General features: G+C 60.1%; 23 protein-coding genes. 6 read left to right on the forward strand and 17 right to left on the reverse strand.

What is annotated here, in order from left to right:
- Positions 1-368: 368 nt before the first annotated feature.
- The 3 genes from AC07V4_RS00220 to AC07V4_RS00230 are packed head-to-tail and all read left to right on the forward strand — an operon-like array spanning position 369 to position 2871.
- The gene (locus tag AC07V4_RS00220; protein WP_492635251.1) at positions 369-1376 is read left to right on the forward strand and encodes a methionine ABC transporter ATP-binding protein; all 1008 of its coding nucleotides are present in this window, start codon (positions 369-371) and stop codon (positions 1374-1376) included.
- Entirely contained in the window at positions 1376-2050 is a 675-nt protein-coding gene (locus AC07V4_RS00225; RefSeq protein WP_010207814.1) for a methionine ABC transporter permease, read from the forward strand. The genes AC07V4_RS00220 and AC07V4_RS00225 overlap by 1 nt, the downstream gene beginning before the upstream one ends.
- A gap of 50 nt (positions 2051-2100) precedes the next feature.
- Positions 2101-2871: a MetQ/NlpA family ABC transporter substrate-binding protein gene (locus tag AC07V4_RS00230; protein ID WP_492635250.1), complete on the forward strand. Its 771-nt coding sequence runs from the start codon at positions 2101-2103 to the stop codon at positions 2869-2871.
- A 144-nt stretch (positions 2872-3015) separates the two neighbouring features.
- Here AC07V4_RS00230 and AC07V4_RS00235 read toward each other — a convergent pair whose 3' ends face one another.
- From AC07V4_RS00235 to AC07V4_RS00255, 5 genes are read right to left on the reverse strand one after another with little or no spacing between them, the layout of a single operon-like run.
- A complete protein-coding gene (locus tag AC07V4_RS00235; protein ID WP_492635249.1) occupies positions 3016-3651 on the reverse strand; it encodes an SCO family protein in 636 nt (211 codons plus the stop codon).
- Positions 3648-4547: a heme o synthase gene (cyoE, locus tag AC07V4_RS00240; protein ID WP_431750849.1), complete on the reverse strand. Its 900-nt coding sequence runs from the start codon at positions 4545-4547 to the stop codon at positions 3648-3650. Before cyoE ends, AC07V4_RS00235 begins: the two co-directional genes overlap by 4 nt.
- Positions 4535-5614 carry a COX15/CtaA family protein gene (locus tag AC07V4_RS00245; RefSeq protein WP_492635248.1) on the reverse strand — a complete coding sequence of 360 codons (1080 nt, stop codon included), beginning with the start codon at positions 5612-5614 and terminating at the stop codon, positions 4535-4537. Before AC07V4_RS00245 ends, cyoE begins: the two co-directional genes overlap by 13 nt.
- Positions 5615-5624: 10 nt before the next feature.
- Positions 5625-6209, reverse strand: coding sequence for a PA_0111/PP_0108 family redox-active disulfide protein (locus AC07V4_RS00250; RefSeq protein WP_492635247.1), 585 nt, complete (start codon positions 6207-6209; stop codon positions 5625-5627).
- Complete coding sequence (locus AC07V4_RS00255) at positions 6175-6939, reverse strand: SURF1 family protein (RefSeq protein ID WP_492635246.1); 765 nt, start codon at positions 6937-6939, stop codon at positions 6175-6177. The genes AC07V4_RS00250 and AC07V4_RS00255 overlap by 35 nt, the downstream gene beginning before the upstream one ends.
- Positions 6940-6982: 43 nt before the next feature.
- Between AC07V4_RS00255 and AC07V4_RS00260 the strand changes: the two genes are divergently transcribed.
- A complete protein-coding gene (locus AC07V4_RS00260) occupies positions 6983-7186 on the forward strand; it encodes a twin transmembrane helix small protein (RefSeq protein ID WP_016969525.1) in 204 nt (67 codons plus the stop codon).
- A 6-nt stretch (positions 7187-7192) separates the two neighbouring features.
- Here AC07V4_RS00260 and AC07V4_RS00265 read toward each other — a convergent pair whose 3' ends face one another.
- The 4 genes from AC07V4_RS00265 to coxB form a co-directional block, all read right to left on the reverse strand.
- Positions 7193-8080: a cytochrome c oxidase subunit 3 gene (locus AC07V4_RS00265; protein WP_492635245.1), complete on the reverse strand. Its 888-nt coding sequence runs from the start codon at positions 8078-8080 to the stop codon at positions 7193-7195.
- A gap of 35 nt (positions 8081-8115) precedes the next feature.
- The gene (locus tag AC07V4_RS00270; RefSeq protein ID WP_492635244.1) at positions 8116-8667 is read right to left on the reverse strand and encodes a cytochrome c oxidase assembly protein; all 552 of its coding nucleotides are present in this window, start codon (positions 8665-8667) and stop codon (positions 8116-8118) included.
- 147 nt (positions 8668-8814) lie between these two features.
- Complete coding sequence (ctaD, locus tag AC07V4_RS00275) at positions 8815-10398, reverse strand: cytochrome c oxidase subunit I (RefSeq protein WP_431750855.1); 1584 nt, start codon at positions 10396-10398, stop codon at positions 8815-8817.
- A gap of 58 nt (positions 10399-10456) precedes the next feature.
- On the reverse strand, positions 10457-11584 hold the full coding sequence (gene coxB, locus AC07V4_RS00280) for a cytochrome c oxidase subunit II (protein WP_492635243.1): 1128 nt from the start codon (positions 11582-11584) through the stop codon (positions 10457-10459).
- 368 nt (positions 11585-11952) lie between these two features.
- On the opposite strand from coxB, the gene AC07V4_RS00285 reads away from it, so the two are divergent.
- Positions 11953-12600: a hypothetical protein gene (locus AC07V4_RS00285; RefSeq protein WP_431750857.1), complete on the forward strand. Its 648-nt coding sequence runs from the start codon at positions 11953-11955 to the stop codon at positions 12598-12600.
- A gap of 118 nt (positions 12601-12718) precedes the next feature.
- On the opposite strand, the gene AC07V4_RS00290 is transcribed toward AC07V4_RS00285, so the two are convergent.
- The 6 genes from AC07V4_RS00290 to AC07V4_RS00315 all read right to left on the reverse strand — a co-directional run bounded on the left by AC07V4_RS00290 (position 12719) and on the right by AC07V4_RS00315 (position 20290).
- Positions 12719-14266, reverse strand: a complete 1548-nt coding sequence (locus AC07V4_RS00290; protein ID WP_492635242.1) for a SulP family inorganic anion transporter — start codon at positions 14264-14266, stop codon at positions 12719-12721.
- 85 nt (positions 14267-14351) lie between these two features.
- Entirely contained in the window at positions 14352-15083 is a 732-nt protein-coding gene (locus AC07V4_RS00295; RefSeq protein WP_492635241.1) for a carbonic anhydrase, read from the reverse strand.
- 216 nt (positions 15084-15299) lie between these two features.
- Entirely contained in the window at positions 15300-16358 is a 1059-nt protein-coding gene (locus AC07V4_RS00300; RefSeq protein ID WP_492635240.1) for a PA0069 family radical SAM protein, read from the reverse strand.
- Positions 16359-16439: 81 nt separating this feature from the next.
- Entirely contained in the window at positions 16440-17738 is a 1299-nt protein-coding gene (locus AC07V4_RS00305; RefSeq protein ID WP_492635239.1) for a c-type cytochrome, read from the reverse strand.
- Between the two features lie 12 nt (positions 17739-17750).
- Positions 17751-19535: a GMC family oxidoreductase gene (locus AC07V4_RS00310; RefSeq protein WP_492635238.1), complete on the reverse strand. Its 1785-nt coding sequence runs from the start codon at positions 19533-19535 to the stop codon at positions 17751-17753.
- Between the two features lie 2 nt (positions 19536-19537).
- On the reverse strand, positions 19538-20290 hold the full coding sequence (locus AC07V4_RS00315) for a gluconate 2-dehydrogenase subunit 3 family protein (protein ID WP_492635237.1): 753 nt from the start codon (positions 20288-20290) through the stop codon (positions 19538-19540).
- Between the two features lie 267 nt (positions 20291-20557).
- On the opposite strand from AC07V4_RS00315, the gene AC07V4_RS00320 reads away from it, so the two are divergent.
- Positions 20558-21214, forward strand: a complete 657-nt coding sequence (locus AC07V4_RS00320) for a dual specificity protein phosphatase family protein (RefSeq protein ID WP_492635236.1) — start codon at positions 20558-20560, stop codon at positions 21212-21214.
- 54 nt (positions 21215-21268) lie between these two features.
- Here the strand turns inward: AC07V4_RS00320 and AC07V4_RS00325 are convergent, their stop codons facing one another.
- Together AC07V4_RS00325 and prlC are read right to left on the reverse strand one after the other, a co-directional pair.
- Positions 21269-21541, reverse strand: coding sequence for a YheV family putative zinc ribbon protein (locus AC07V4_RS00325; protein WP_027608125.1), 273 nt, complete (start codon positions 21539-21541; stop codon positions 21269-21271).
- Positions 21538-23589 carry an oligopeptidase A gene (gene prlC, locus AC07V4_RS00330; protein ID WP_492635235.1) on the reverse strand — a complete coding sequence of 684 codons (2052 nt, stop codon included), beginning with the start codon at positions 23587-23589 and terminating at the stop codon, positions 21538-21540. The genes AC07V4_RS00325 and prlC overlap by 4 nt, the downstream gene beginning before the upstream one ends.
- Positions 23590-23617 lie beyond the last annotated feature (28 nt).

Genomic DNA, 23617 nt, shown 5'->3' on the forward strand with positions numbered 1-23617 from the left:
GGAGCAAGCCCCCTCCCACATTTGAATTGTGAATACATTCAAGTGTGGGAGGGGGCTTGCTCCCGATAGCGATCTAACAAACAGCAGACCACTTAAGCCAGAATCGCCTTGGCATCCGCACCGACGATCAACCCCGCACCCACTTCAAGCTCCAGCAATGGCCTTCATCAGCCCCCGAGGACATTAAGCTGCTTGAGTAGTCACGGGTGAGATTTTGCACCGTTCCGTTTTTATGACCTTTGATCGCGTTATTGCCAAATCACTGGTTGAATGCGAAATAAATGCTAAGAAACACTATACGGACAGGCTAAAATGCGCGCCCGGCTAACCGCTGATCCCCCTTTCATGCGCCCCACAAGGTTCGCTACGTGATCGAGTTTCATAACGTCCATAAAACCTACCGCGTCGCCGGTAAGGAAATCCCCGCCCTGCACCCCACCAGCCTGCGCGTCGAAAACGGCCAGGTGTTCGGCCTGATTGGCCACTCCGGTGCGGGCAAAAGCACACTGCTGCGCCTGATCAACCGCCTCGAAGAACCGAGCGGCGGCCAGATCAATGTCGACGGCGAAGAAGTCACCGCCCTGGATGCCAACGGCCTGCGCCGTTTCCGACAGCAAGTCGGGATGATCTTCCAGCACTTCAACCTGCTGGCCTCCAAGACCGTCGCCGACAACGTCGCACTGCCGTTGACCCTGGCCGGCGAATTGTCACGCAAGGACATCGACCTGCGCGTGGCCGAGCTGCTCGCCCGCGTTGGCTTGTCGGACCACGCCAAGAAGTACCCGGCGCAGTTGTCCGGCGGCCAGAAGCAGCGCGTCGGCATCGCCCGCGCCTTGGCGACCAAGCCGAAAATCCTGCTGTGCGACGAGGCCACCAGCGCCCTCGACCCACAAACCACTGCCTCGGTCCTGCAGTTGCTGGCCGAGATCAACCGCGAGCTGAAACTGACCATTGTGCTGATCACCCATGAAATGGACGTGATCCGTCGCGTCTGCGACCAGGTGGCCGTGATGGATGCCGGTGTGATCGTCGAGCAAGGCTCGGTGGCCGATGTGTTCCTGCACCCCAAGCACCCGACCACTAAGCGCTTCGTGCAAGAGTCCGAGCAGGTCGACGAAAACGAGCAACGCGACGACTTCGCCCACGTCCCAGGCCGCATCGTGCGCCTGACGTTCCAGGGCGATGCGACCTACGCGCCGCTGCTGGGCACCGTCGCCCGCGAAACGGGTGTGGACTACAGCATCCTCGCCGGTCGTATCGACCGCATCAAAGACATCCCTTACGGGCAATTGACCCTCGCCGTCACCGGTGGCGACATGGAAGCCGCGTTTGCGCGCTTCACCGCCGCTGACGTCCACATGGAGATCCTGCGCTAATGGACGTCCTGTTGAGTTTCTTCGCCAATATCGACTGGTCCGAAATCTGGCTCGCCACCGGCGACACCATGACCATGCTGTTCGGCTCGCTGTTCTTCACCGTGGTGCTCGGCTTGCCGCTGGGCGTGCTGTTGTTCCTGACCAGCCCGCGCCAACTGTTCGAACAGAAAGGCCTGTACGCGCTGCTGTCGCTGATCGTGAACATCCTGCGCTCGCTGCCGTTCATTATTCTGTTGATCGTGATGATCCCGTTCACTGTCCTGATCACCGGCACTTCGCTGGGCGTGGCGGGCGCAATTCCGCCGCTGGTCGTGGGCGCGACGCCATTCTTTGCGCGACTGGTGGAAACCGCCCTGCGTGAAGTGGACCGCGGCATCATCGAGGCCACCCAATCCATGGGCGCCAGTACACGCCAGATCATCACCAACGCCTTGCTGCCCGAAGCGCGCCCCGGCATTTTTGCGGCGATTACGGTGACGGCGATTACACTGGTTTCCTACACGGCCATGGCCGGTGTGGTCGGTGCCGGTGGCCTGGGTGACCTGGCGATCCGTTTCGGTTACCAGCGTTTCCAGACTGATGTGATGGTGGTCACCGTGGTGATGCTGCTGATCCTGGTGCAAATTCTGCAAACCGTCGGCGACAAGCTGGTGGTGCACTTTTCTCGAAAATAACGGCCATGGCCGGCCCCCGCCGGCACTTGCCCGAACAAGGAGCTTGCTGGATGAAAAAACTACTGGTTGCTTTCGCCGCCGTTGCCGCCTTTTCCGCCCACGCCGAGACCATCACGGTCGCCGCATCGCCGGTGCCCCACGCGGAAATCCTCGAATTCGTGAAGCCGGCCCTGGCCAAAGAAGGCGTGGACCTGCAGGTCAAAGTCTTCACCGACTACGTGCAGCCAAACGTGCAGGTGTCTGAAAAGCGCCTTGACGCCAACTTCTTCCAACACCAGCCGTACCTGGATGAGTTCAACAAGGCCAAGGGCACTCACCTGGTGAGCGTCGGCGCCGTGCACCTGGAACCCCTGGGCGCCTACTCCAGCAAGTACAAAAAGCTGGAAGACCTGCCGAACGGCGCCAACGTGGTGATCCCGAACGACGCCACCAACGGTGGCCGTGCACTGCTGCTGCTAGCCAAGCACAACCTGATCACCCTGAAGGACCCGACCAACATCCTGTCGACCATCAAAGACATCAGCGGCAACCCGAAAAACCTGAAGTTCCGCGAACTGGAAGCCGCCACCCTGCCACGCGTGCTGACCCAGGTCGACCTAGCGCTGATCAATACCAACTACGCCCTGGAAGCCAAGCTAGACCCATCCAAGGACGCACTGGTGATCGAGGGCAATGACTCGCCTTACGTGAACATCCTGGTCACTCGCGAAGACAACAAGGATTCGGACGCCGTGAAGAAGCTGGTTGCAGCACTGCACACGCCTGAAGTGAAGAAATTCATCGAAGAGAAGTACAAAGGCGCGATCAAGCCGGCGTTCTGATCCAACTCGATATCCTAAACACTGGAGATCAAAAAATGTGGGAGCGGGCTTGCCCGCGAATGCAGAGAGTCAGTCGATACATTCGTGACTGATACACCGCTTTCGCGGGCAAGCCCGCTCCCACATTTCGTTCTGTGTTTGCAGTTACTTACGCTGCAACAGGCCAGGCAGTTGCGCGATTAGCTTCTGGTTATTCAACGGCGCCCGAATAAACCCACGCTGAGTACCATCCGGCCCGATCACTGCCAGGTTGCCGCTGTGGTCGACGGTGTAGTTCGGCTTGGTGGTATCCGCCGGAATGAACGGAATGCTCACCGCATTCGACACTTTCTGCACCTCCTCCACATTCGCGCCGGTCAGCCCCTCGAATTGCGGGTCGAAGTAGCCCAGGTACTGCTTGAGCTGGGCGGGCGTGTCGCGGTTCGGGTCGACGCTGACCAGAATCACCTGCAACTTATCCACAACATCTTTGGGCAACTCGCTCTTGATCTGACGCAGCTGGGCAAGGGTGGTGGGGCAGATGTCCGGGCAGAAGGTGTAGCCGAAGAACAGCAGGCTCCACTTGCCCTTGAGCTCATTGACCACCACGGGCTGGCCATCCTGGTTGGTCATGGTCACCGACGGCAACTGGCGGCTTTGCGGCAGCAGGATGATGCCGGCGTCAATCAGCGCGGTAGGGTCGCCCTGGCCTTTGCTGTTCAGCACTTTGTTGACGGTCAGGCCCATGATCAACGCGACGATGGCCACCAGGATAAAGACGGTTTTTTGAGTTCGAGTCATAGGTTCAACAATAGGTAGTGGTCGACGAGCAGGGCGATAAACAACAGCAGCAGGTACCCAATAGAGTACTTGAAGGTGTTGATCGCCGCGTGCGGCTTGCTGCCACGGTACAGCACCCAGGCCCATTGCAGAAAGCGTCCGCCCAATACCAGCGCACAGGCCAGGTACAGCAGCCCGCTCATATGAATCACATAAGGCATCAGGCTCACCGCCAGCAGGGCGAAGGTGTAGAGCAGGATATGCACCTTGGTGTAGTGCTCACCGTGGGTGACCGGCAGCATCGGAATATCGGCCTTGGCGTATTCTTCCTTGCGATGGATGGCCAACGCCCAGAAGTGGGGCGGGGTCCAGGCGAAAATAATCAGCATCAGCAGCAACGGCTCGGCACTGACATGGCCGGTGACCGCGACCCAACCCAGCAACGGCGGAGCCGCGCCGGCCAGGCCTCCGATGACGATGTTCTGCGGCGTCGCACGCTTGAGAAAGCCGGTATAGATCACCGCATAGCCGAGCAACGAAGCCAGCGTCAGCCAGGCCGCCAGAGGATTGGTGAACGCCAGCAACAGGGTCAGGCCCGCAACCGCCAGAAACAAGGCAAAAGCCAGCGCAGCAGCAGGCGACACGCGCCCCTCGGCCAATGGTCGTTTGTGGGTACGCGCCATCACCGCATCGATCCGCCGATCCACCACATGGTTGACCGCCGCCGCACCACCCGCACACAAGGCAATACCCAGGTTGCCGAACACCAGCACCGTCCACGGCACACCCGCGCGAGTGGCGAGGAACATGCCCACCAGGGAAGTGATGAGCATCAGCACCACCACTTTCGGCTTGGTCAGCTCCAAGTAGTCACGCCAGATCGCCTGATCGCGGCGTGCGCCGATCAAGGTCGCCATGGCATTTCTCCTTTAAGGGTAATGAGGCCCGATACGTGCTTGCGTGGAATGAAGCGCCACCCGAACGGTAGCTGATTACGTACCCGGACCAAGCTGGTACGCGCGTGGTAATTGACCAGCACCAGCGTCAGAAGCAACGCTGCGCCACCCGCGTTATGCGCGACGGCCACCGGCAACGGCAGGTGAAAATACACGTTGCTCAGGCCCAGGCTGATTTGCGCCGCCAAAGCGATCAGCAGCAAACCCGCCAACCGGGTCATCCCCACGGCACGCAGTTGCCAAGCCAGGCCCAGCAGCACCAGCGTGACGATGATTGCGCCGATTCGGTGGGTCAGGTGGATGGCCGTGCGCGCATCACTATCGAGCTGCCCGCCCAGGTAATTGGGGCCGATGTGCTGGGTCAGGTGGAAACCGTTGGCAAAGTCCGCCGCCGGCCACCACTGACCGTGGCACGTCGGCAGGTCGATACAGGCCACCGCCGCATAATTGGAACTGACCCAGCCACCCAGGACGATCTGCCCGATCACCAGCACCAACCCCGCCGTCGCCCAATACTGCAGGCGCTTCGGCACGATCAATGCGGGCAGCACGCCGGACAGGCGCAGCGTTAGCAGAAACAACAGACTCAAGGTCGCAAAACCACCCAGCAGATGGCTCGTGACCACTTGCGGCCACAGCTTCAACGTCACCGTCCACATACCAAAGGCCGCCTGGGCAAACACCACCGCCAGTATGAACAGCGGCAACTTCACCGGTTGGCCGGGATCACGTCGATGGCTCCATGACCGCGCCGCCAGCAGCACGATCAGCAAACCTAAAGTGCCGGCAAAGTAGCGATGAGTCATCTCAGCCCAACCCTTGCCGGCCTCCACCGGCGTGTCGGGGAAATGCAACTCGGCGTGGGCCAACTGGGCTTCGGTCTTGGGCACGCTGATAAAGCCATAGCAACCGGGCCAGTCCGGGCAGCCTAGCCCGGCGTGGGTCAGGCGGGTGTAGGCGCCCAGCAGCACGACCAGCAGCGCCAGCAAGGTGGCAAACAACGCGAGGCGAAATCCAGGTTTGGCCATGACGATGCCCTTATCCGATGTTGGACAGTTTCAGCAGCAGGCGCAGGTCGTTGAGCAGGTCCTTGCCCTTGACCTTGGCGTCGTAGCGCAACACCAGGTTGCCGTGGGGGTCGACGATCCACAGTTGTGCATCGCCCGGTACGGCGGCATCTTTGGTGAAGGTCGACAAGTCCAGCGCGTAGCGTTGCAGCTGCGGGTACTCGGCCTTGAGCTTGGCCTCGTAGTCGGCACTCAGCGGCTGGGCACTGGCCAGGGCGTGGCTGGCCCGGGAAGCATCCCGGCCCAGGCTGATTTGCAGCTGGCGCGCCAGGTACACCAGTTGCTGGCAATCGGCGGCGCAGGCGGTGGGCGCAGTGACCAACAGTTGCCAACGGTCTTCGTCCGCTTGTACGCCGATGTCGGCGCGGGTCTGACCGTTGCCGATCATTTCACCGTGATAACTGCGACTGTCCGGCACCCAGAACTGCAACTTGTACATGAACGTGGCCAACGCCATCGGGCCGATCACCATCATCAGGATCAACATCAGCTGCCAGCGACCTTTACGCCGGTCGGGCACCTCAGACATGTTGAGTGGATTCATGGCCGCTCCCATGGGACTTCTCCTTTTTGTTGTGCCATCCGAGGTAGAGGTAAAGCGCCAGCAACGCCAGCGCCATGGCGAACCACTGCACGGCGTACCCCAAGTGTTTTTCCGGGCCCATGGCGACCACCGCCCAGGTGGTGTCGTACGTACCAGGACCAGGCTCGGCACGCAGCTCGTAGGCAAAACCGCTGCGACCCAACTCCGCCCACAGGGCGGCGGGGTGCAGGGCGGTGAGCAGACGCGGCCATTGTGTGGTGGCCGGGTCGGCATGCAATTGGAAGGTCTCGCCGGGAGCGACGTACACCCAGGCGTCTAGGTTCAAAGGTTGTTCAGGCGTGCTGAAGCTCGGTGGCGTACGCCGGTCCGGCCAGGGCAGCCAACCGCGATTGAGCAGCAGCCAAAGGCCACTGGCCTGATCATGAAACGGTTGCAATAGCTCCACACCTGCGCGGCCGTCACGCATACGGTTGTCGAGCAGCACGCTGTGCTCGGCGTCGAACTGACCCCGCAGATGCACGCGGCGAAAGGCTGGGTCTGCCATGTCATTGAGTTGCACGCTGCTGATCGGATCGGCCATGCGTCGCTCGACATAACTGTCCACCAGCAGCTGTTTTTCATGGCCGCGAGCCAACTGCCAGAAACCCAGGCCCACCATCAGCGGCAGCAGCACCAGCACCACCAACGTGGGTGCGAGCCCTGGACGAAAGCCTTTTATGGCGCTGGCTATACTTGTTTTCATTGCCCGCCTTTTCATTGCCCACCCATCCGAATGGAACCTGACCATGCTCAAAGCAGCCATTGCCCTGATGCTGATCGCGACTGTCGTGAGCCTGTTCAGCGGCTTGTTCTTCCTGGTCAAGGACGAGGGCAACTCCAACCGCCTCGTCACTGCCTTGACCGTGCGCGTCGTACTGGCCGCGATCACCGTAGGCTTGATCGCCTGGGGCTTTTTCAGCGGCCAGTTGGTCTCTCATGCACCGTGGTAAGCCGCCTCACAGCACATAAACGAAGAAAAACAGGCCGATCCACACCACATCCACAAAGTGCCAATACCAACTGGCCGCCTCGAAGCCGAACTGGTGCTCGGCATTGAAATGCCCACGCAGGATGCGCATCAGCATCACGAACAAAATGATGGTGCCGATGGTCACGTGGGCGCCATGAAAACCCGTCAGCATGAAGAAGGTTGCGCCGTACACGCCCGAGCCGAGGGTCAGGCCCAGCTCTTTATAGGCGTGCATGTACTCCTCGGCCTGGAAGCCCAGGAATGCCCACCCCAGTAGAACGGTGAGCGCCAGCCAGATTTTCAGCGCACCGCGATGCCCCTTGCGCAACGCATGGTGGGCGATGGTGATAGTCACGCTGGAGCTGACCAGCAGGATCGTGTTGACCAGTGGCAAGCCCCACGGGCTGATAGTGCCTTCTGGCGGGGGAAAGAGTTTCGGGTCTGGGTTATTGAGCAGCGGCCAGGTGAATTCGAAATTCGGCCACAGCATGTGCGCGATGCCTTTATGACCCTCACCCCCCAGCCATGGACCAGACATGTGCCGCACATAAAACAGCGCACCAAAGAAGGCAATGAAGAACATCACCTCGGAAAAGATGAACCAGGTCATGCCCCAGCGAAACGAGCGGTCCATCTGCGGGCTGTACAACCCGGCGCGGCTTTCCTTGATCACTGCGCCGAACCAGCCGAACAGCATGTAGGCCAGCAGCAGGCCGCCGACGAAAAAGATCCACGGGCCATGGGACTCCGGGCGCGCCGCCTTCAAGTCGTTGAACCACACGCCAAGGCCGTACACCGTGATCAACATGCCAAACGTGGCAATTATGGGCCATTTGCTTTGTGCTGGTACGTAGTACGTATCATGAGACGACATGTATTCGCTCTCCTGATTGAGGGGGCAAACAGTAGCTAGCCGCCGGTATGGACGGCCACCGGCGGTTGGCGCGCAGTGATGTCAAACAGCGTGTACGCCAGGGTCAAATGTTTCACATCCTTGGGCATCGCCCGGTCGACGATGAAACGCACCGGCATCTCGATACGCTGACCTGGCTGGAGCACTTGCTGGGTGAAGCAAAAGCATTCGGTCTTGTGGAAATACATCGCCGCTTCGGCCGGCGAAATGCTCGGCACCGCCTGGGCGGTCATGGCTTTGTCGGTGGGGTTGTAGGCCACGAACAGCATCTCGGTGACGGCGCCTGGGTTGACCACCACTTCGTCAGCCTTGGAGTGAAACTCCCAGACCATATCGATAGCGTTGGTGGACAGGAACTGCACGCGCACCTGGCGCGTCGGGTCTACCACCTGCTCCCCCTCGTACTGCCCGGCAGTCTTGCCGTTGATGCCGAAGGCCTTGCACATCACGTCATAGATCGGCACCAGAGCGAAACCGAAGGCGAACATCGCCACCACCAGGATCAACAGGCGGGTAACCAGGCGCTTGATCGGTACGGACTCAGCCATGACGACCACCTGAGCCGAACTCGGTCAATGTGGGAGGGGGCTTGCCCCCGATAGCGATATCACCGCCAATAATGATGTCGACTGGCACACCGCCATCGGGGGCAAGCCCCCTCCCACATTGACGGTGTTCACAGCGCAGCCGGGTGTTCATTTGACCTCCGGAGGCGTGGTGAAGGTGTGATACGGCGCAGGCGAGGGGATGCTCCATTCCAAGCCCTCGGCACCGTCCCACGGCTTGGCTGGCGCAGGCGGGCCGCCACGGATGCACTTGATCACGATGAACAGGAAGAAGATTTGTGTGGCACCGAACATGAAGGCGCCAATGGACGAAACCATGTTGAAGTCGGCGAATTGCAGGTTGTAGTCCGGCACCCGGCGCGGCATGCCGGCCAGCCCCACGAAATGCATCGGGAAGAACGCCATGTTCATCCCGATGAAGGACAGCCAGAAGTGCAGCTTGCCCAGGGTTTCGTCGTACATGTGGCCGGTCCATTTCGGCAGCCAGTAGTAGGCCGAGGCGAAGATGCCGAAGATCGCGCCGGGCACCAGTACGTAATGGAAGTGCGCCACCACGAAGTAGGTGTCGTGGTACTGGAAGTCCGCTGGCGCAATCGCCAACATCAGCCCGGAGAAGCCGCCAATGGTGAACAGAATCACGAAGGCCACGGCAAACAACATTGGCGTCTCGAAGGTTAGCGAGCCTTGCCACATGGTGCTGACCCAATTGAAGACCTTCACCCCCGTCGGCACGGCGATCAGCAGCGTGGCGTACATGAAGAACAGCTCGCCCACCAACGGAATACCCACCACGAACATGTGGTGCGCCCATACGATGAACGACAGAAACGCGATGCTCGCCGTGGCATAGACCATCGAGGTGTAGCCAAACAATGGCTTGCGCGAGAAGGTCGGGATGATCGAGCTGACGGCACCGAAGGCCGGCAGAATCATGATGTACACCTCGGGGTGGCCGAAGAACCAGAACACGTGCTGGAACAACACGGGATCACCGCCACCCGCCGCACTGAAGAAGCTGGTGCCGAAGTGGATGTCCATCAGCATCATGGTCACGCAGCCGGCCAGCACCGGCATTACCGCGATCAGCAGGAACGCGGTGATCAGCCAAGTCCAGACAAACAGCGGCATCTTCATCAGGGTCATGCCAGGCGCACGCAGGTTGAGGATGGTGGCGACCACGTTGATCGCGCCCATGATCGAACTGATGCCCATCAAGTGAATGGCAAAAATGAAGAACGTCACGCTTTCCGGCGCATAGGTGGTGGAGAGCGGCGCGTAGAAGGTCCAGCCGAAATTCGGCCCGCCGCCCGGGGTGAACAGCGTCGATACCAGCAGCAGGAACGCGGCCGGCAGCAGCCAGAAGCTGAAGTTGTTCATGCGCGGCAAGGCCATGTCCGGCGCGCCGATCATCAGCGGGATCATCCAGTTGGCCAGGCCGACGAAGGCCGGCATCACCGCGCCGAACACCATGATCAGACCATGCATGGTGGTCATCTGGTTGAAGAACGCCGGTTGCACGATCTGCAGGCCCGGCTGGAACAGCTCGGCACGGATGACCATGGCGAACGACCCGCCAAGCAGGAACATGGTGAAGGCGAACCACAGGTACATCGTGCCGATATCTTTGTGGTTGGTGGTCAGCACCCAACGCATCAGGCCCTTGGCGGGTCCGTGGGCATGGTCGGCATGACCATGGTCGATCACAGTGCTCATGGCCGTTCTCCTGCACGCGAGTGGGCGGATGGGTTCAGGGCATACGCGGTGAGGGCAGTCATTTGCTTTCCGCCTGTTTCAGAGCCAGCACGTCTTTGGGCGTGACCATGTCGCCTTTGTTGTTACCCCAGGCATTGCGTTCGTAGGTCACTACGGCCGCGATATCCACTTCCGACAGTTGCTTGCCGAACGCGGCCATGGCGGTGCCAGGCTTGCCGAAGTAGACGCGGTGCAGGTGGTCTTCCTTAGACCCAGTGGCGATTGGCGAGCCTTTGAGCGCCGGGAACATCGGCGGCAAACCTTGGCCCTCGGCCTGGTGACACGCCACGCAGGTGGTGTGGTAGATCTTGTCGCCACGGGCCACCAGCTCATCCAACGTCCACTCTTTGGAGGTCAGCTCCTTGAGCTTGGCGGCTTCTTCCTTACGCTCGCCAAGCCAAGTTTCGTAGTCGGCCTTGGATTTGACATCGACCACAATCGGCATGAAGCCGTGGTCCTTGCCGCACAGTTCAGCGCACTGGCCACGGTAGATGCCGGGCTTCTCGATCCGGGTCCAGGCTTCGTTGACGAAGCCGGGAATGGCGTCACGCTTGACCGCAAAAGCCGGCACCCACCAGGAGTGGATCACATCGGCAGCCGTCACCAGGAAGCGCACCTTGGCGCCCACCGGCAACACCAGCGGTTGGTCGACTTCGAGCAGGTAATGCTCGCCCTTGGTGGCCTGGTTATGGATCTGCTCGGCCGGCGTGGCCAGGTTGCTGAAGAACTCCACGTCCTGGCCCAGGTATTTGTAGTGCCACTTCCACTGGTAGCCGGTGACCTGGATATCGATATCCGACTCACTGCTGTCGTAGATGTTGATCAGGGTTTTGGTCGCCGGAATGGCCATGGCCACCAGGATCAGAAAGGGCACCACGGTCCAGAGAATCTCCACGGTCGTGCTCTCGTGGAACTTGGCCGCCACCTGGCCTGTAGAGCGACGGTGCAGGATCATCGACCAGAACATCGCGCCAAACACGACGATGCCAATCACCACACAAATCCAGAAAATGGTCATGTGCAGGTCAAACACGGCGTGGCTGACTTCAGTAGCCCCTGGAGCCATATTCGTGGTCCAGGCGGCGTGCGCCTGGCCGAATACCGACCACAACAGTAGGCCCATCCAAACATGTGGATGTCGCGTCATTGCGGGTTCCCCTTTATGTTTCTTGTTATCCCGCCGGTTTGCACCTGCGGCGAAGGGAGCGGCTTCCATACTGCTTACAACCGCCAAGCCTTGCCTGCGTCTGCAGTTGGGCGTCATCAGCTAATTGCGTACAAACCCGAGTATAGACAGCACCTGCAACCCCGCAATGTGTGGGGGCAAATGAACAAAAAACGACGGGCGGGCCTAATAAAACCGGGGGCGCAAACGTTTATCCGACGAACGATGGCAATTCGATATAACCGCCACGCATAACCATGAAATAATTATGACAAATGCGTCTTAGGCGCTCGTATAAACGAGCTACCTTATCCTCTCCCTTTTCCTACGCCTGTTTCACTGGAGCCTTCATGAACACCGCCGCATTGCGCGAGCAGATTTCCCGTGCCCATCAACACGAAGCCACTACGGGCCAGCTTGCCCTGCAGCTGGAAAAACAATTGCCGCACCTGCATTCGGCCATCTCCCTGGCTGACGGTGATCGCAACATTGTCATGACTCGCTTCGTGACCGCCTACATCGACCTCGTCCCCGACCTGCTGGAGGCCGCCAACGACGTGGCCCGCGAAGCCGGGATTGAGAGCCAGATCAAGCCAGTCCTGAAAATCGCCGAGCACTTCTTCCTGCAGCCCCCTGCAATCCTGGCCGGCCACGAAGGTCTCGACGGCTTGTTGGACGAGGCCTACCTGGCCCATCGCCTGGTGGAAGAGGTCAACGATCTGTATATCAAGCATTTCGGCCAGCCGTTGATCCCAGCCGATACCACCGTCGCCAACTTGATCGCTCATCAACTGATCGGTGAGCAATTCGCCAATCAGTTGGATGAAGCGGTGCATCTGGCCGTGGATGAAATGCTCAACGAAGAGAGCTTTGCGCTGGAGTCGGTCGAGGCCTATCGCGAGACGCTCAAGAGCCCGAACACGGAAGCGGCGTGGAAACGCTGGCCGTGCCTGTCGCGGCAGTTGGGGGTTGAGTTGTCACTGGATCAACCTGCCTAAACTTTCCGGCCTACGAAGATCAAATGCGGGAGGGGCTTGCCCCCGATTGCGGTGTATCAGCCAAAGAGATTTCGACTGGTGCACAGCTATCGGGGGCAAGCCCCCTCCCACAGTTTTGTCAGCTAACAGACGGTGCAGAGCCTATCCCCACCGTCGTCCGCACCCGCCCTTCCAACCGTCGCTTCAACCCTCGCGCCTCGATCACCAGCGTCGACCCCTTGGCCGCATTTGCCCGGCCCCATTCCTCCAGCAACTCCAGGCAGGAATGATCGATGTAACTCAAGTTGTTAAGCGGTACATGCACGGTAGTCCCGGCAGGCACCGTCGACAGCACCTGGGTCAGCGCCGGCACTTTCAGAAAGGTCGCCGCCCCCGTCAGACGCAATTCCATCTCGCCGTCTTGCGGCAAGTCGATCAGGCTGACTTTCAGCCGCGAAGCCTTGAACGCCAGCTTCACCAACGTCAGCCCGAAGCCCACCAGTACGCCCGTCAACAGGTCGGTGAAGATGATCGCCAGTGCGGTGGCCGCGTAAGTGAACATCGGCATGCGTCCATATCGGCCCAGCGCCTTGAACGCCTTGAGGTCCACCAGCTTGATCCCGGTGTACACCAGCACACCCGCCAGACTCGCCACTGGAATGCTTTGCAGCACACTCGACAGCAACAGCACGAACGCCAGCAGCCACAGCCCATGGAACATGGCCGACAGCCGCGTGGTAGCACCGGCCTGCACGTTGGCCGAGCTGCGCACGATCACACCGGTCATCGGCAGGGCACCGACCAGACCACAGAGCATGTTGCCCACGCCTTGGGCAGACAACTCTTTGTCGAAGTCCGAACGCTGACCGCTGTGCATGCGGTCGACCGCCGCTGCGGAGAGCAAAGTTTCGGCGCTGGCAATAAACGCCACGGCAAATGCAGCGATCAACAACTGCGGATCGGCCAGGTTCAGCAGGTCACTGGGACGCAGCCAGTCGATGGCATCGGCGAGGTTTTCCGGGACTTCGACACGCTTGACCTGCAACGCCAGCACCAAACTGACAACCGTCGTCAGGCCCACACCCAACAGGGCGCCCGGAACGAAGCGCAGGCTTTGCGGGCGCAACTTGTCCCACAGGTACATCACCAGCATCGTCGACAGACCGAGCAGGCCAGCCTGCCAACCCAGGCCACCACCGAGGGTTGGAATCGCTTCGCCCAGCGCAGCCGGAAAACCCGCCAGGTTATCCAGCCCTGAAGGTTTGGGTGCACCGTCGAGCATCACATGGATCTGTGATAGCACGATCAGTACACCGATCCCCGCCAGCATGCCGTACACCACCGCAGGTGCCGTGACGCGGAACCAGCAACCCAGGCGCAGACGCCCAGCCACCAATTGCAGGAACCCCGCCAGCAACAAAATCGGCCCCAGCATCAACATGCCGTGCTGGCGCACCAGCTCGAATACCAACACCGCCAACCCCGCCGCCGGGCCACTGACCTGCAGCGGCGAACCCGCCAGCCAACCCACGACCAGGCCACCGATAATCCCGGTGATCAACCCCTTGGCCGGCGGCATGCCGGAAGCAATCGCGATACCCATGCACAGGGGCAGGGCAACCAGAAACACAACCACAGAGGCGAGCAGCTCCCGCGGCAATACAGCTTTCAATTGAGCAGCACGCATGATGACTCTCCCAAGGCATTTGCCGGGCGCGGCAAAGCCTGGCTGCATCCATGGCAGCCACCGCTTGGCCCGGCAGGGAAGTGTTTTAGAAGCGCGCTTTAGGCGTCGCGGAAGGAATCGGCTCGGTGCCGTTCAACGGTCGAAATGCCGCTGTGTCCGCATCGTAGGCTCGGACTTCGCTGGTCTCGATGTTGTAGATCCAACCATGGATAAACAAATGACCGTTGGCCATGCGCGAAGCCACGGAAGGGTGGGTGCGCAAATGTTGCAGTTGAGCGATGACGTTTTCTTCCGTCAGCACTTTCATGCTCTCGCCTTCATTGGCGCAGTCGCAGTTGTCATGAACCATGGTCTTGGCGACCTCGGCATGCCGCAACCAGGCTTTGACCGTCGGCATCTTCTCCAGGCTGTCCGGGTTGAGTACCGCACGCATGGCACCACAGTCTGAGTGCCCACACACGATGATGTGCTGCACGCCCAGGGCAAGTACCGCGTATTCGATGGCAGTGGAAACACCACCGTTCATCTGGCCGTAGGGCGGTACTACGTTACCGACGTTACGGGTCACGAACAGGTCGCCAGGGGAGCTTTGGGTGATCAGCTCGGGCACGATGCGCGAGTCGGCGCAGGTAATGAACATCGCCCGCGGGCTCTGGGCCGTGGCGAGTTTCTTGAAGAGTTCTTCCTGTTGGGGGAAGACGTCGTGATGGAAATGCAAAAAGCCGTCAACGATATGCTTTAGCGCTGCATCGGCGGTTTCCGCCACCTGAGGGGCTGAAGCCGACGCAGCCAACGGCTGTTTATCCTTGTCACTCATGATTCATCCTCTTGATTAATGCAGGGGAGTGTTCAAGTCAGATCGACGCCAGTCAGTAAAAATTCCTACAGCGGCGAAGCAGACTCATCAGCCACTCGTTAAACAAGGTAACCATCGAAACTTAACTCAAACTGAAAGAACCGCTCTAGATCGCGGGTTTCAGTGATGTCAAAACGCGACTATTCCTACAGAACTAACGCGCTACTCCTAGGCAGTTTACAGCAATGCCATCTGTCTGCCCGGTGGGCAGAATGCTGCGCAATCCAGATTGAACCCTTCCCGACGGTTCAACCCCAGCCGCTTGATCGCCTTGCTGAACCGCTGCGCCAACAAATCGGCAAACGGTCCTTCACCACGCATGCGTACGCCGAAACGGCTGTCGTACACCTCGCCACCGCGCACCTGGCGCACCAGGCTCATCACATGGACTGCACGCTGCGGGTAATGTGCGGCCAGCCACTCCTCGAACAACGGCGCCACCTCCAGCGGCAAGCGCAGCATCATGTAGGCCGCACTTTGCGCACCGGCGGCATGGGCCTCGGTGAGCAGGCTCTCCAGTTCGCTGTCGTTGATCATGGGGATCATCGGCGAACACAGCACGCCCACCGGGATGCCGGCCTCCCGCATCACCCGAATCGCCCGCAGTCGCGCCTTGGGCGCCGCCGTGCGCGGCTCCAGGATGCGCTTGAGCTCATCATCCAGGCTGGTGAGGCTGATCATCACCGCCACCAGGCGCTGGCGGGCGAGTTCGGTCAGCAGGTCGAGGTCGCGCAATATCAGCGACCCCTTGGTGATGATGGTCACCGGGTGCCGGTAGCGCAGCAATACTTCAAGCGTTTGCCGGGTAATCTTGTACTCACGCTCAATGGGCTGGTACGGGTCGGTGTTGGAGCCGAGATTGATCGGCGCACACACGTAGCCGGGTTTCGACAGCTGTTGCTCCAGCACATCGGCGGCATTGGTCTTGGCGATCAGTTTGGTTTCGAAATCCAGGCCCGGCGACATGTCCCAATAGGCATGGCTGGGTCGCGCATAGCAGTAGATGCAGCCATGCTCGCAGCCGCGATAAGGGTTGATCGAACGATCGAAGGGCAAATCCGGCGAGTTGTTGCGGGTGATGATGGACTTGGCCGTTTCGATACGCACTTCAGTGCCCTGGGTCGGCGGTACTTCCTGAAACCAGCCGTCGTCCTCGGCCACACTGACGGTGGGCGCAAAGCGGTTATGCAGGTTGGTGGCAGTACCCCGGCCACGGGGTGGCAGCGCAGTCGACATAAAAACGCCTCGATACTGTTTTTATATACAGTATCGAGGCGCACGGTTTCTGACCAGTGCCGTTTGGCGGTCAGGGCAGGGTCAATGCTTTTGCGTCACTTGCCCCAAGTCATCGCCGGACGTGGTGCGCCTATCACTCTTGCGCAGGTCGGCCACGTCGCTGGCCTTCACTGGCGCCCCTTTATTGCCCCAACTGCCGCGAACGAAACTGACCACATCCGCCACTTCCTGGTCCGACAGGCGCCAGGCGAACGCCGGCATGGTGAAGGTGGATGGTGCCGTGTGGGTCGCCGGCAAGGTGCCGCCATTCAACACGATGTTGATCAATGACGTGGCATCCGCCGTCTGCAGCACCGGGTTACCCGCCAACGCCGGGAACACCCGCGTATAGCCATGACCGTCAGTGCGATGGCAGGCCGCGCAGTTGTCGATGTACACCGACGCACCCGGCTTGCTGTCATCACCTTTCCACAAGGCCTCTGCCACCTGCTTGTCGTACTGGTGCGGCTGATCCTTGGGATCGACCGCCGGCAGGCTCTTGAGGTAACGGGCGATGGCAGTCAGGTCATCTTCCGACATGTACTGCATGCTGTGGACTACAACGTCACTCATGCCGCCAAACACCGCGCTACGGTCGCTACGGCCAGTCTTGAGGAATTGCACCAGTTGCTCTTCGCTCCAACTGCCGAGACCGTCCTTGTGGTCACCGCGCAGGCTTTTCGCGATCCAGCCTTCCAGCGGCGCGCTGCCGGACAGGAACGCATTGCCCTCGGTGGCACTCAGGGCTTTTTCCTGCATGGTCAGGGCACGCGGTGTATGACAAGCACCACAGTGACCAAGACCTTCCACAAGGTACGCACCACGGCTGACCACCGGATCGTCAGTCGCTTGGGTCGGCTGCTCCTGCACCGCCGGGGCAAACATCCAACGCCATGCCGCCAAAGGCCAGCGCATGCTCAAGGGCCAGGGAATATCGCTGTCCTTGTTCGCTTGAGCAACCGGCTCGACCCCCTTCATGAAATACGCATACAACGCCTGCATATCGCTGTCGCTGACGCGCGCGTAAGACGGGTAGGGCATCGCCGGGTAAAGCGTACTACCGTTCTTGGCGACGCCATGGCGCACAGCCTTGTCGAAGTCTTCGAAGCTGTAATCGCCCAGGCCCGTCTTGTCCGGGGTGATGTTGGTGGAATAAATCACGCCGATCGGGGTTTCCATCGGCAGGCCGCCAGCAAAGGGTTTGCCGTCCTTGGCGGTATGACAGGCGACACAGTCGCCGGCACGGGCCAGGTATTCACCTTGCTTGATCAGGTCCGTTTCAGCCGCGCTGATCGAGCAACTGCTGAACAGCGCCACGGAGGCGATAACGAGTGCTTTCATAGTCATCGCTCCTTATGCCTGAACCAATGGGCCGGGGTTTTTCAGGTACTGCTCGCGGATCGCCCGCGCCGACCAATAGGTCAACGCCGCCACCAGGCCGGTAGGGTTGTAACCCAAGCCCTGTGGGAAAGCGGACGCGCCTGGGACAAACACGTTGTGTACATCCCAGCTCTGCAAGTAGCGGTTCAACGCACTGGTTTTGGGGTCGGTGCCCATGATTGCGCCACCGTTGAGGTGAGTGGTCTGGTAGGACGCCGTGTTGAAGTGCTCACCGACTTTTTTACCGAGCATGGCAATGGCCTTCGGGTTCATCGCTTCAGCGACCTTGCCCATTTTCTCCATCATGAAGCGGTTCATCTTGATGTCGTTTTCCTGCCAGTCGAACGTCATACGCAGCAGCGGCAGGCCGTAGGCATCGCGGTATACCGGGTCCAGATCCAGGTAGTTGCTCCGGTAGGATTGATGGGCGCCGTGGGCATCCATCGACACCTGATGAGTGTAGTAATCGGCGGTAGCACGCTTCCACGCACTGCCCCAGGCCGGCGTGCCCGGCGGGTTGGAGGTACCCGCAATCGGCCGGCTGCCCGCTTGGTTGACCCACATCGGCGAGCCGCCCACAAAGCCGTGTGGCCCGTGGTCGAAGTTGTCCGCGTTGAAATCATCGATGGCCACGCCATTGCCGCCGGCACCGATGAAGTTGTTGGTGTAGGTGTCTTTATCGAAGAAGGCCTTGATGGTGCCCATGTTCTGGTAGGCGAAGTTCCTGCCCACCACGCCTTCATTGGTAATCGGGTCGTAGGGTTTTCCGATGCCCGACAGCAGCATCAGGCGCACGTTATGGAATTGGAAAGCGCCGAGGATCACCAGGTCCGCCGGCTGCTCGCATTCGCGCCCCTGAGCGTCGATGTAGGTCACGCCGGTGGCTTTTTTCTTAGTGCTGTCCAGGTTGACCTTGAGCACGTGGGAATTGGGACGCAGCTCAAAATTCGGCACCTGCCGCAGCGCCGGCAGGATGTTCACGTTCGGCGACGCCTTGGAATACATGTAACAAACGTAGCCGCTGCAAAAACCGCAGAAGTTGCACGGCCCCATCTGCGCCCCGTACGGGTTGGTATAAGGCCCTGAGGTATTGGCCGACGGCAGGTTGTAGGGTTTGTAACCCACGTCGCTAGCCGCTTTCTGAAACAGCTGTGCGGAGACGGTGTTTTTCTGCGCCTCCAGCGGGAACGGGTTGGAGCGATCCGGCGCATACGGGTTGCCGCCACGGCCTTCGCCCACCAACTGACCTTTGACGGTCCAGGCCTGGCCCGAGGTGCCGAAGACTTTCTCCGCGTAATCGAAAAACGGTTCCAGCTCTTCATAGCTGACGCCAAAGTCCTGGATGGTCATGTCCTTGGGGATGAAGTTCTTGCCGTAGCGCTCTTCATAGTGGCTACGCATGCGCAATTCGATCGGGTCGACACGGAAATGCACACCCGACCAGTGCAGGCCTGCACCGCCCACGCCATTCCCCGGCAGGAACGCACCCAACTGGCGGTTGGGCAGGGCGACGTCATTCACGCTATGGCGAATGGTCACCGTCTCCTTGGAAATGTCCTGGAAGAGTTTTTTACGCACGCTGTAGGTCAACTCGTCGATGACCTGAGGGTAGTTGCCGTCCGGGTAAGTGTCCTGCATCGGGCCGCGCTCCAGCGCTACCACGTTCAGGCCAGCTTCCGTCAGCTCCTTGGCCATGATCGCGCCGGTCCAACCGAAACCTACGATCACTGCATCCACTTTCTTCATGATGGTCGCCACGTTTATGCCCTCTCGCCACGGATGGAAACAGCCGGGAAGGGGTACTGCTCGTTGCGTTCCACCCAATCCATGAAATCGGCGCGGGCGCCGGGGAAGCCGATCATGGTCCAGCCGACCATGCCTTTGTTGCCACCGTGGATCGGGTCGCAGAAGAAACCTTCCTTGGTGTTTTGCAGCAGAAGGTTGAAGAACATTTTGGCCGGCACCGCTTCAAAATGCGCGCTCACTTCACTACCGCCCGCCTCCAGACGACGCAGCATGTCATCCTGGGTAGCGCTGTCTTGCCCAGCAAAAGCTTTACCATTGAACGCTTTCGACCACGCATCCGTTGCGGCAATGCCCAGGCGATAGATCTCTTTGGGCACCAACTTGCTCTGCCAACCCATCTCAGGCGCGGCATCGGCGTTGAACGGACCTTGCATGAACCACAGTGCGCCACTGGCGTAAGGCGTGTTCATCTGACGATCGATGTATTCCGGTGCACCCGCTTCCAAAGCGCCAGGGCCTTGGGCATCGGCGGGAATCAGGCGGGCGACAGCAGCGTTGATAAACGCCCATTCTTCAGCGGTGAAATAGCTGGGCTCGTAGGCTTTGTCGCTCGCAGGCGTCTTGGCCGGTGCGGCCTGGGCAGGCTCCGGTGCGGCCATCAACATCGAGCCGCCAAGGCCAGTGCTGGCAACCGTGACCACCGGGATCAAGGTCAAGGATTTGCGCAAAAAGTCGCGCCGCGGGTTGTCTTGATCTTGATCAGACATGGGTGCACCTCATCATGTGGTCACGGGTTTATCCGCCGCTTCTGGGAGCAGCGTGAAGGCATGGATGCCAAGGGCGTAGAACACCCTGGCAAACAATAGTTACAAATGATAGCAGCCTAAGAATTGGGGCGAATCGATTCAGCGGCAAAAAAAACGTAAATCAGCGCCGCCCGTTCACAATTCTTTGACGAGGACCTCACACCCTGTTGACCCCCCATAGGTGAATCTGTGGCCCATCAGCCATTTCCCTATTCGGTCACAAAGCGCATGTCCAAGATTCGATTGTTGCCTGCCCTCGGCCTGGCGTTCATGGCCTTGTTCGCCACCGTTCACGCTCAAGCCGAGGACGTTCCGTCGACTCGCTCGCCGGAGTGGGCCCAGCCTGTAGGCAACCAGTTCAACCTGCACCAGATGACCCCCACGCTCTATCGCAGCGCGTTGCCGGACAGCAGTGCCGTGCCTGTGCTGGAAAAACTCAAGATCGGTACGGTGATCAACTTTCTGCCGGAGTCGGATGCCAACTGGCTGAAATCACCGGATATCAAACAGGTGCAGTTGTCTTATCGCACCAACCATGTCGACGATACCGACGTACTCGCCGCCCTGCGTGCCATTCAAGAGGCCCAGGCGAACGGCCCGGTGTTGATGCACTGCAAGCACGGCTCAGACCGCACCGGCCTGATGGCAGCGATGTATCGCGTGGTGGTACAGGGTTGGAGCAAGGAAGACGCACTGAATGAAATGACCCAGGGCGGCTTCGGCACCAGCAATGGTTTCAAGGACGGCGTTCGCTACATGATGAAGGCTGATATCGACAAGTTGCGCACTGCCTTGGCGAATGGCGATTGCAGCACCAGCGCCTTTGCCCTGTGCTCGATGAAAAGCTGGATCACCACCTCGACGAAGGATGAGAAACAGCTTTAACAGACACACCAATAGCTGCAAAAAAAAGCGGGGCACTTTAGGTGCCCCGCTTTTTTAGTCTTTTTTCAGCTTCGGATTAGGAAAGAACTGCACCGCCTGCACCTTCGGGTCCGGTGCTTTCAACGCCGAGGTATTCACCCGCGTACCCAACTCCTTGGGCACCGACAAACCTTGGTCATTCAGCGTATCGGTGTACCCACAGGCCACGCACTCACGATGTGGCACGCTGTCCTCGGTCCACATCTTCAACTTGTCCGGCTCGCTGCACGCCGGGCAGACCGCCCCGGCGATAAATTGCTTTTTGGTAATCACAGGCCCTTCACTCATGCTGCCGCGTCCTCACTCAGGCCGCTGTGGCGCAAGAGTGCGTCAATCGATGGCGCACGTCCGCGGAAATCGACGAACAGCACCATCGGCTCCTGGGAACCGCCACGAGCCAGGATGGCCTCGCGGAAAGCGCGGCCCGTCTCGGGATTGAGCACGCCGTCTTCTTCGAATTTGGAGAAGGCATCCGCCGACAGCACTTCGGCCCACTTGTAGCTGTAGTAACCCGCCGCGTAACCGCCCGCGAAGATATGCGCGAAGCTGTTGGGGAAACGGTTGTAGGCTGGCGGACGCATCACCGAAACCTCATCGCGCACGCCTTCCAGCACCTGCGCTACCGTGCGGCCATCGCCATGGGTAGCGTGCAGCTCGAAGTCGAACAGCGAAAACTCCAACTGGCGCACCATCATCAGGCCGGACTGGAAGTTCTTCGCCGCCAGCATTTTTTCCAGCAGATCCTGGGGCAGCGGCTTGCCGGTTTCATAGTGGCCGGAGATCAGCGCCAGGCCTTCCGGCTCCCAGCACCAGTTCTCCATGAACTGGCTCGGCAACTCCACCGCATCCCAGGCCACGCCGTTGATGCCGGACACACCAGCATGTTCCACGCGGGTCAGCAGGTGATGCAGGCCATGGCCGAATTCGTGGAACAACGTGGTCACTTCATCGTGGGTCAGCAGGGCAGGTTTGCCGCTGTCGGCCGGGGTGAAATTGCACACCAGGTTAGCCACCGGGCTTTGCAACACGCCATCAATCGTGCGACGACGGTCGCGCGCACCGTCCATCCAGGCACCGCCACGCTTGTTGGCGCGGGCGTACAGGTCAAAGAAGAAGCGGCCGACATGCTGGCCGTTTTCCTTGATTTCAAACAGGCGCACATCCGGATGCCAGGCGTCGAAGCCTTTCTGCTCGGCGATCTCGATGCCGTACAGGCGTTGCACAATGGCGAACAGCCCGCCCAACACTTTGTCGATAGGGAAGTAGGCGCGCAGGGCTTCCTGGGACACGCTGTAGCGCTGCTCCCGCAGTTTTTCGCCGTAGAAACCGCTGTCCCAGCTTTGCAGGTCGGCGCAGCCTTGCTCGGCGGCGTACGCCTTGAGCTGTTGCAGGTCCTGGGCGGCAAACGGCTTGCTGCGCTTGGCCAGGTCACGCAGGAAACTCAGCACCTGGTCACTGGACTCGGCCATCTTGGTGGCCAGGCTCAGCTCAGAGAAAGAGGCATAACCCAGCAGTTGGGCCAGCTCCTGACGCAGGTCGAGGATCTGCTCCATCACCGGGCCGTTATCGTTCTGACCGGCATTCGGGCCCTGGTCCGACGCACGGGTGCAGTAGGCGGCGTAGACTTCTTCACGCAGGGCGCGATCCTGAGCGTAGGTCATCACCGCATAGTAGCTGGGGAATTCCAGGGTGATCAGCCAGCCATCGAGGCCCTTGGCCTGGGCGGCGGCGGCCATTTGCGCCTTGGCCGAGTCGGTCAAGCCGGCGAGGGTGGCTTCATCGGTAACGTGCTTGGTCCAGGCTTGAGTGGCGTCCAGCAACTGGTTGGAGAATTTGCTGCCCAGCTCCGACAGCTTGCTCTGCACTTCGGCGTAGCGTTTTTGTTGCTCTGCGGGTAAATCGATACCCGACAGGCGGAAGTCGCGCAGGGAGTGTTCCAGAATGGTTTTTTGCGCCACGTCGAAGCCGGCGGCCTCCGGGCTGTTGGCCAAGGCTTCGAAAGCCTGGAACAGTGCGCGGTTCTGACCCATCTCGGTGGAGTAGGCGCTCAACGCAGGCAAGCACGCCTCGTAGGCTTCGCGCAGTTCGGCGCTGTTGCACACGGCATTGAGGTGGCTGACCGGGCTCCAGGCGGCGCCCAGGCGGTCGTTCAGTTCGTCCATCGCCAGGATCAGCCCGGCCCATGTCGGATTTTTACCCTGGCTTTGCAGGATGCCTTCGATGGCAACACGGTTGTCGGCGAGGATCTGTTCGATGGCCGGCTGCACGTGCTCGGCACGGATCGCCGAGAACGGCGGCAGGTCGTAGGACTGCAGAAGGGGGTTGTTCGCGCTCACGGTTGGCACCTTGGCTGAAGAAACGGAT

The sequence above is a fragment of the Pseudomonas sp. GW821-FHT03A09 genome (genome assembly GCF_059421065.1).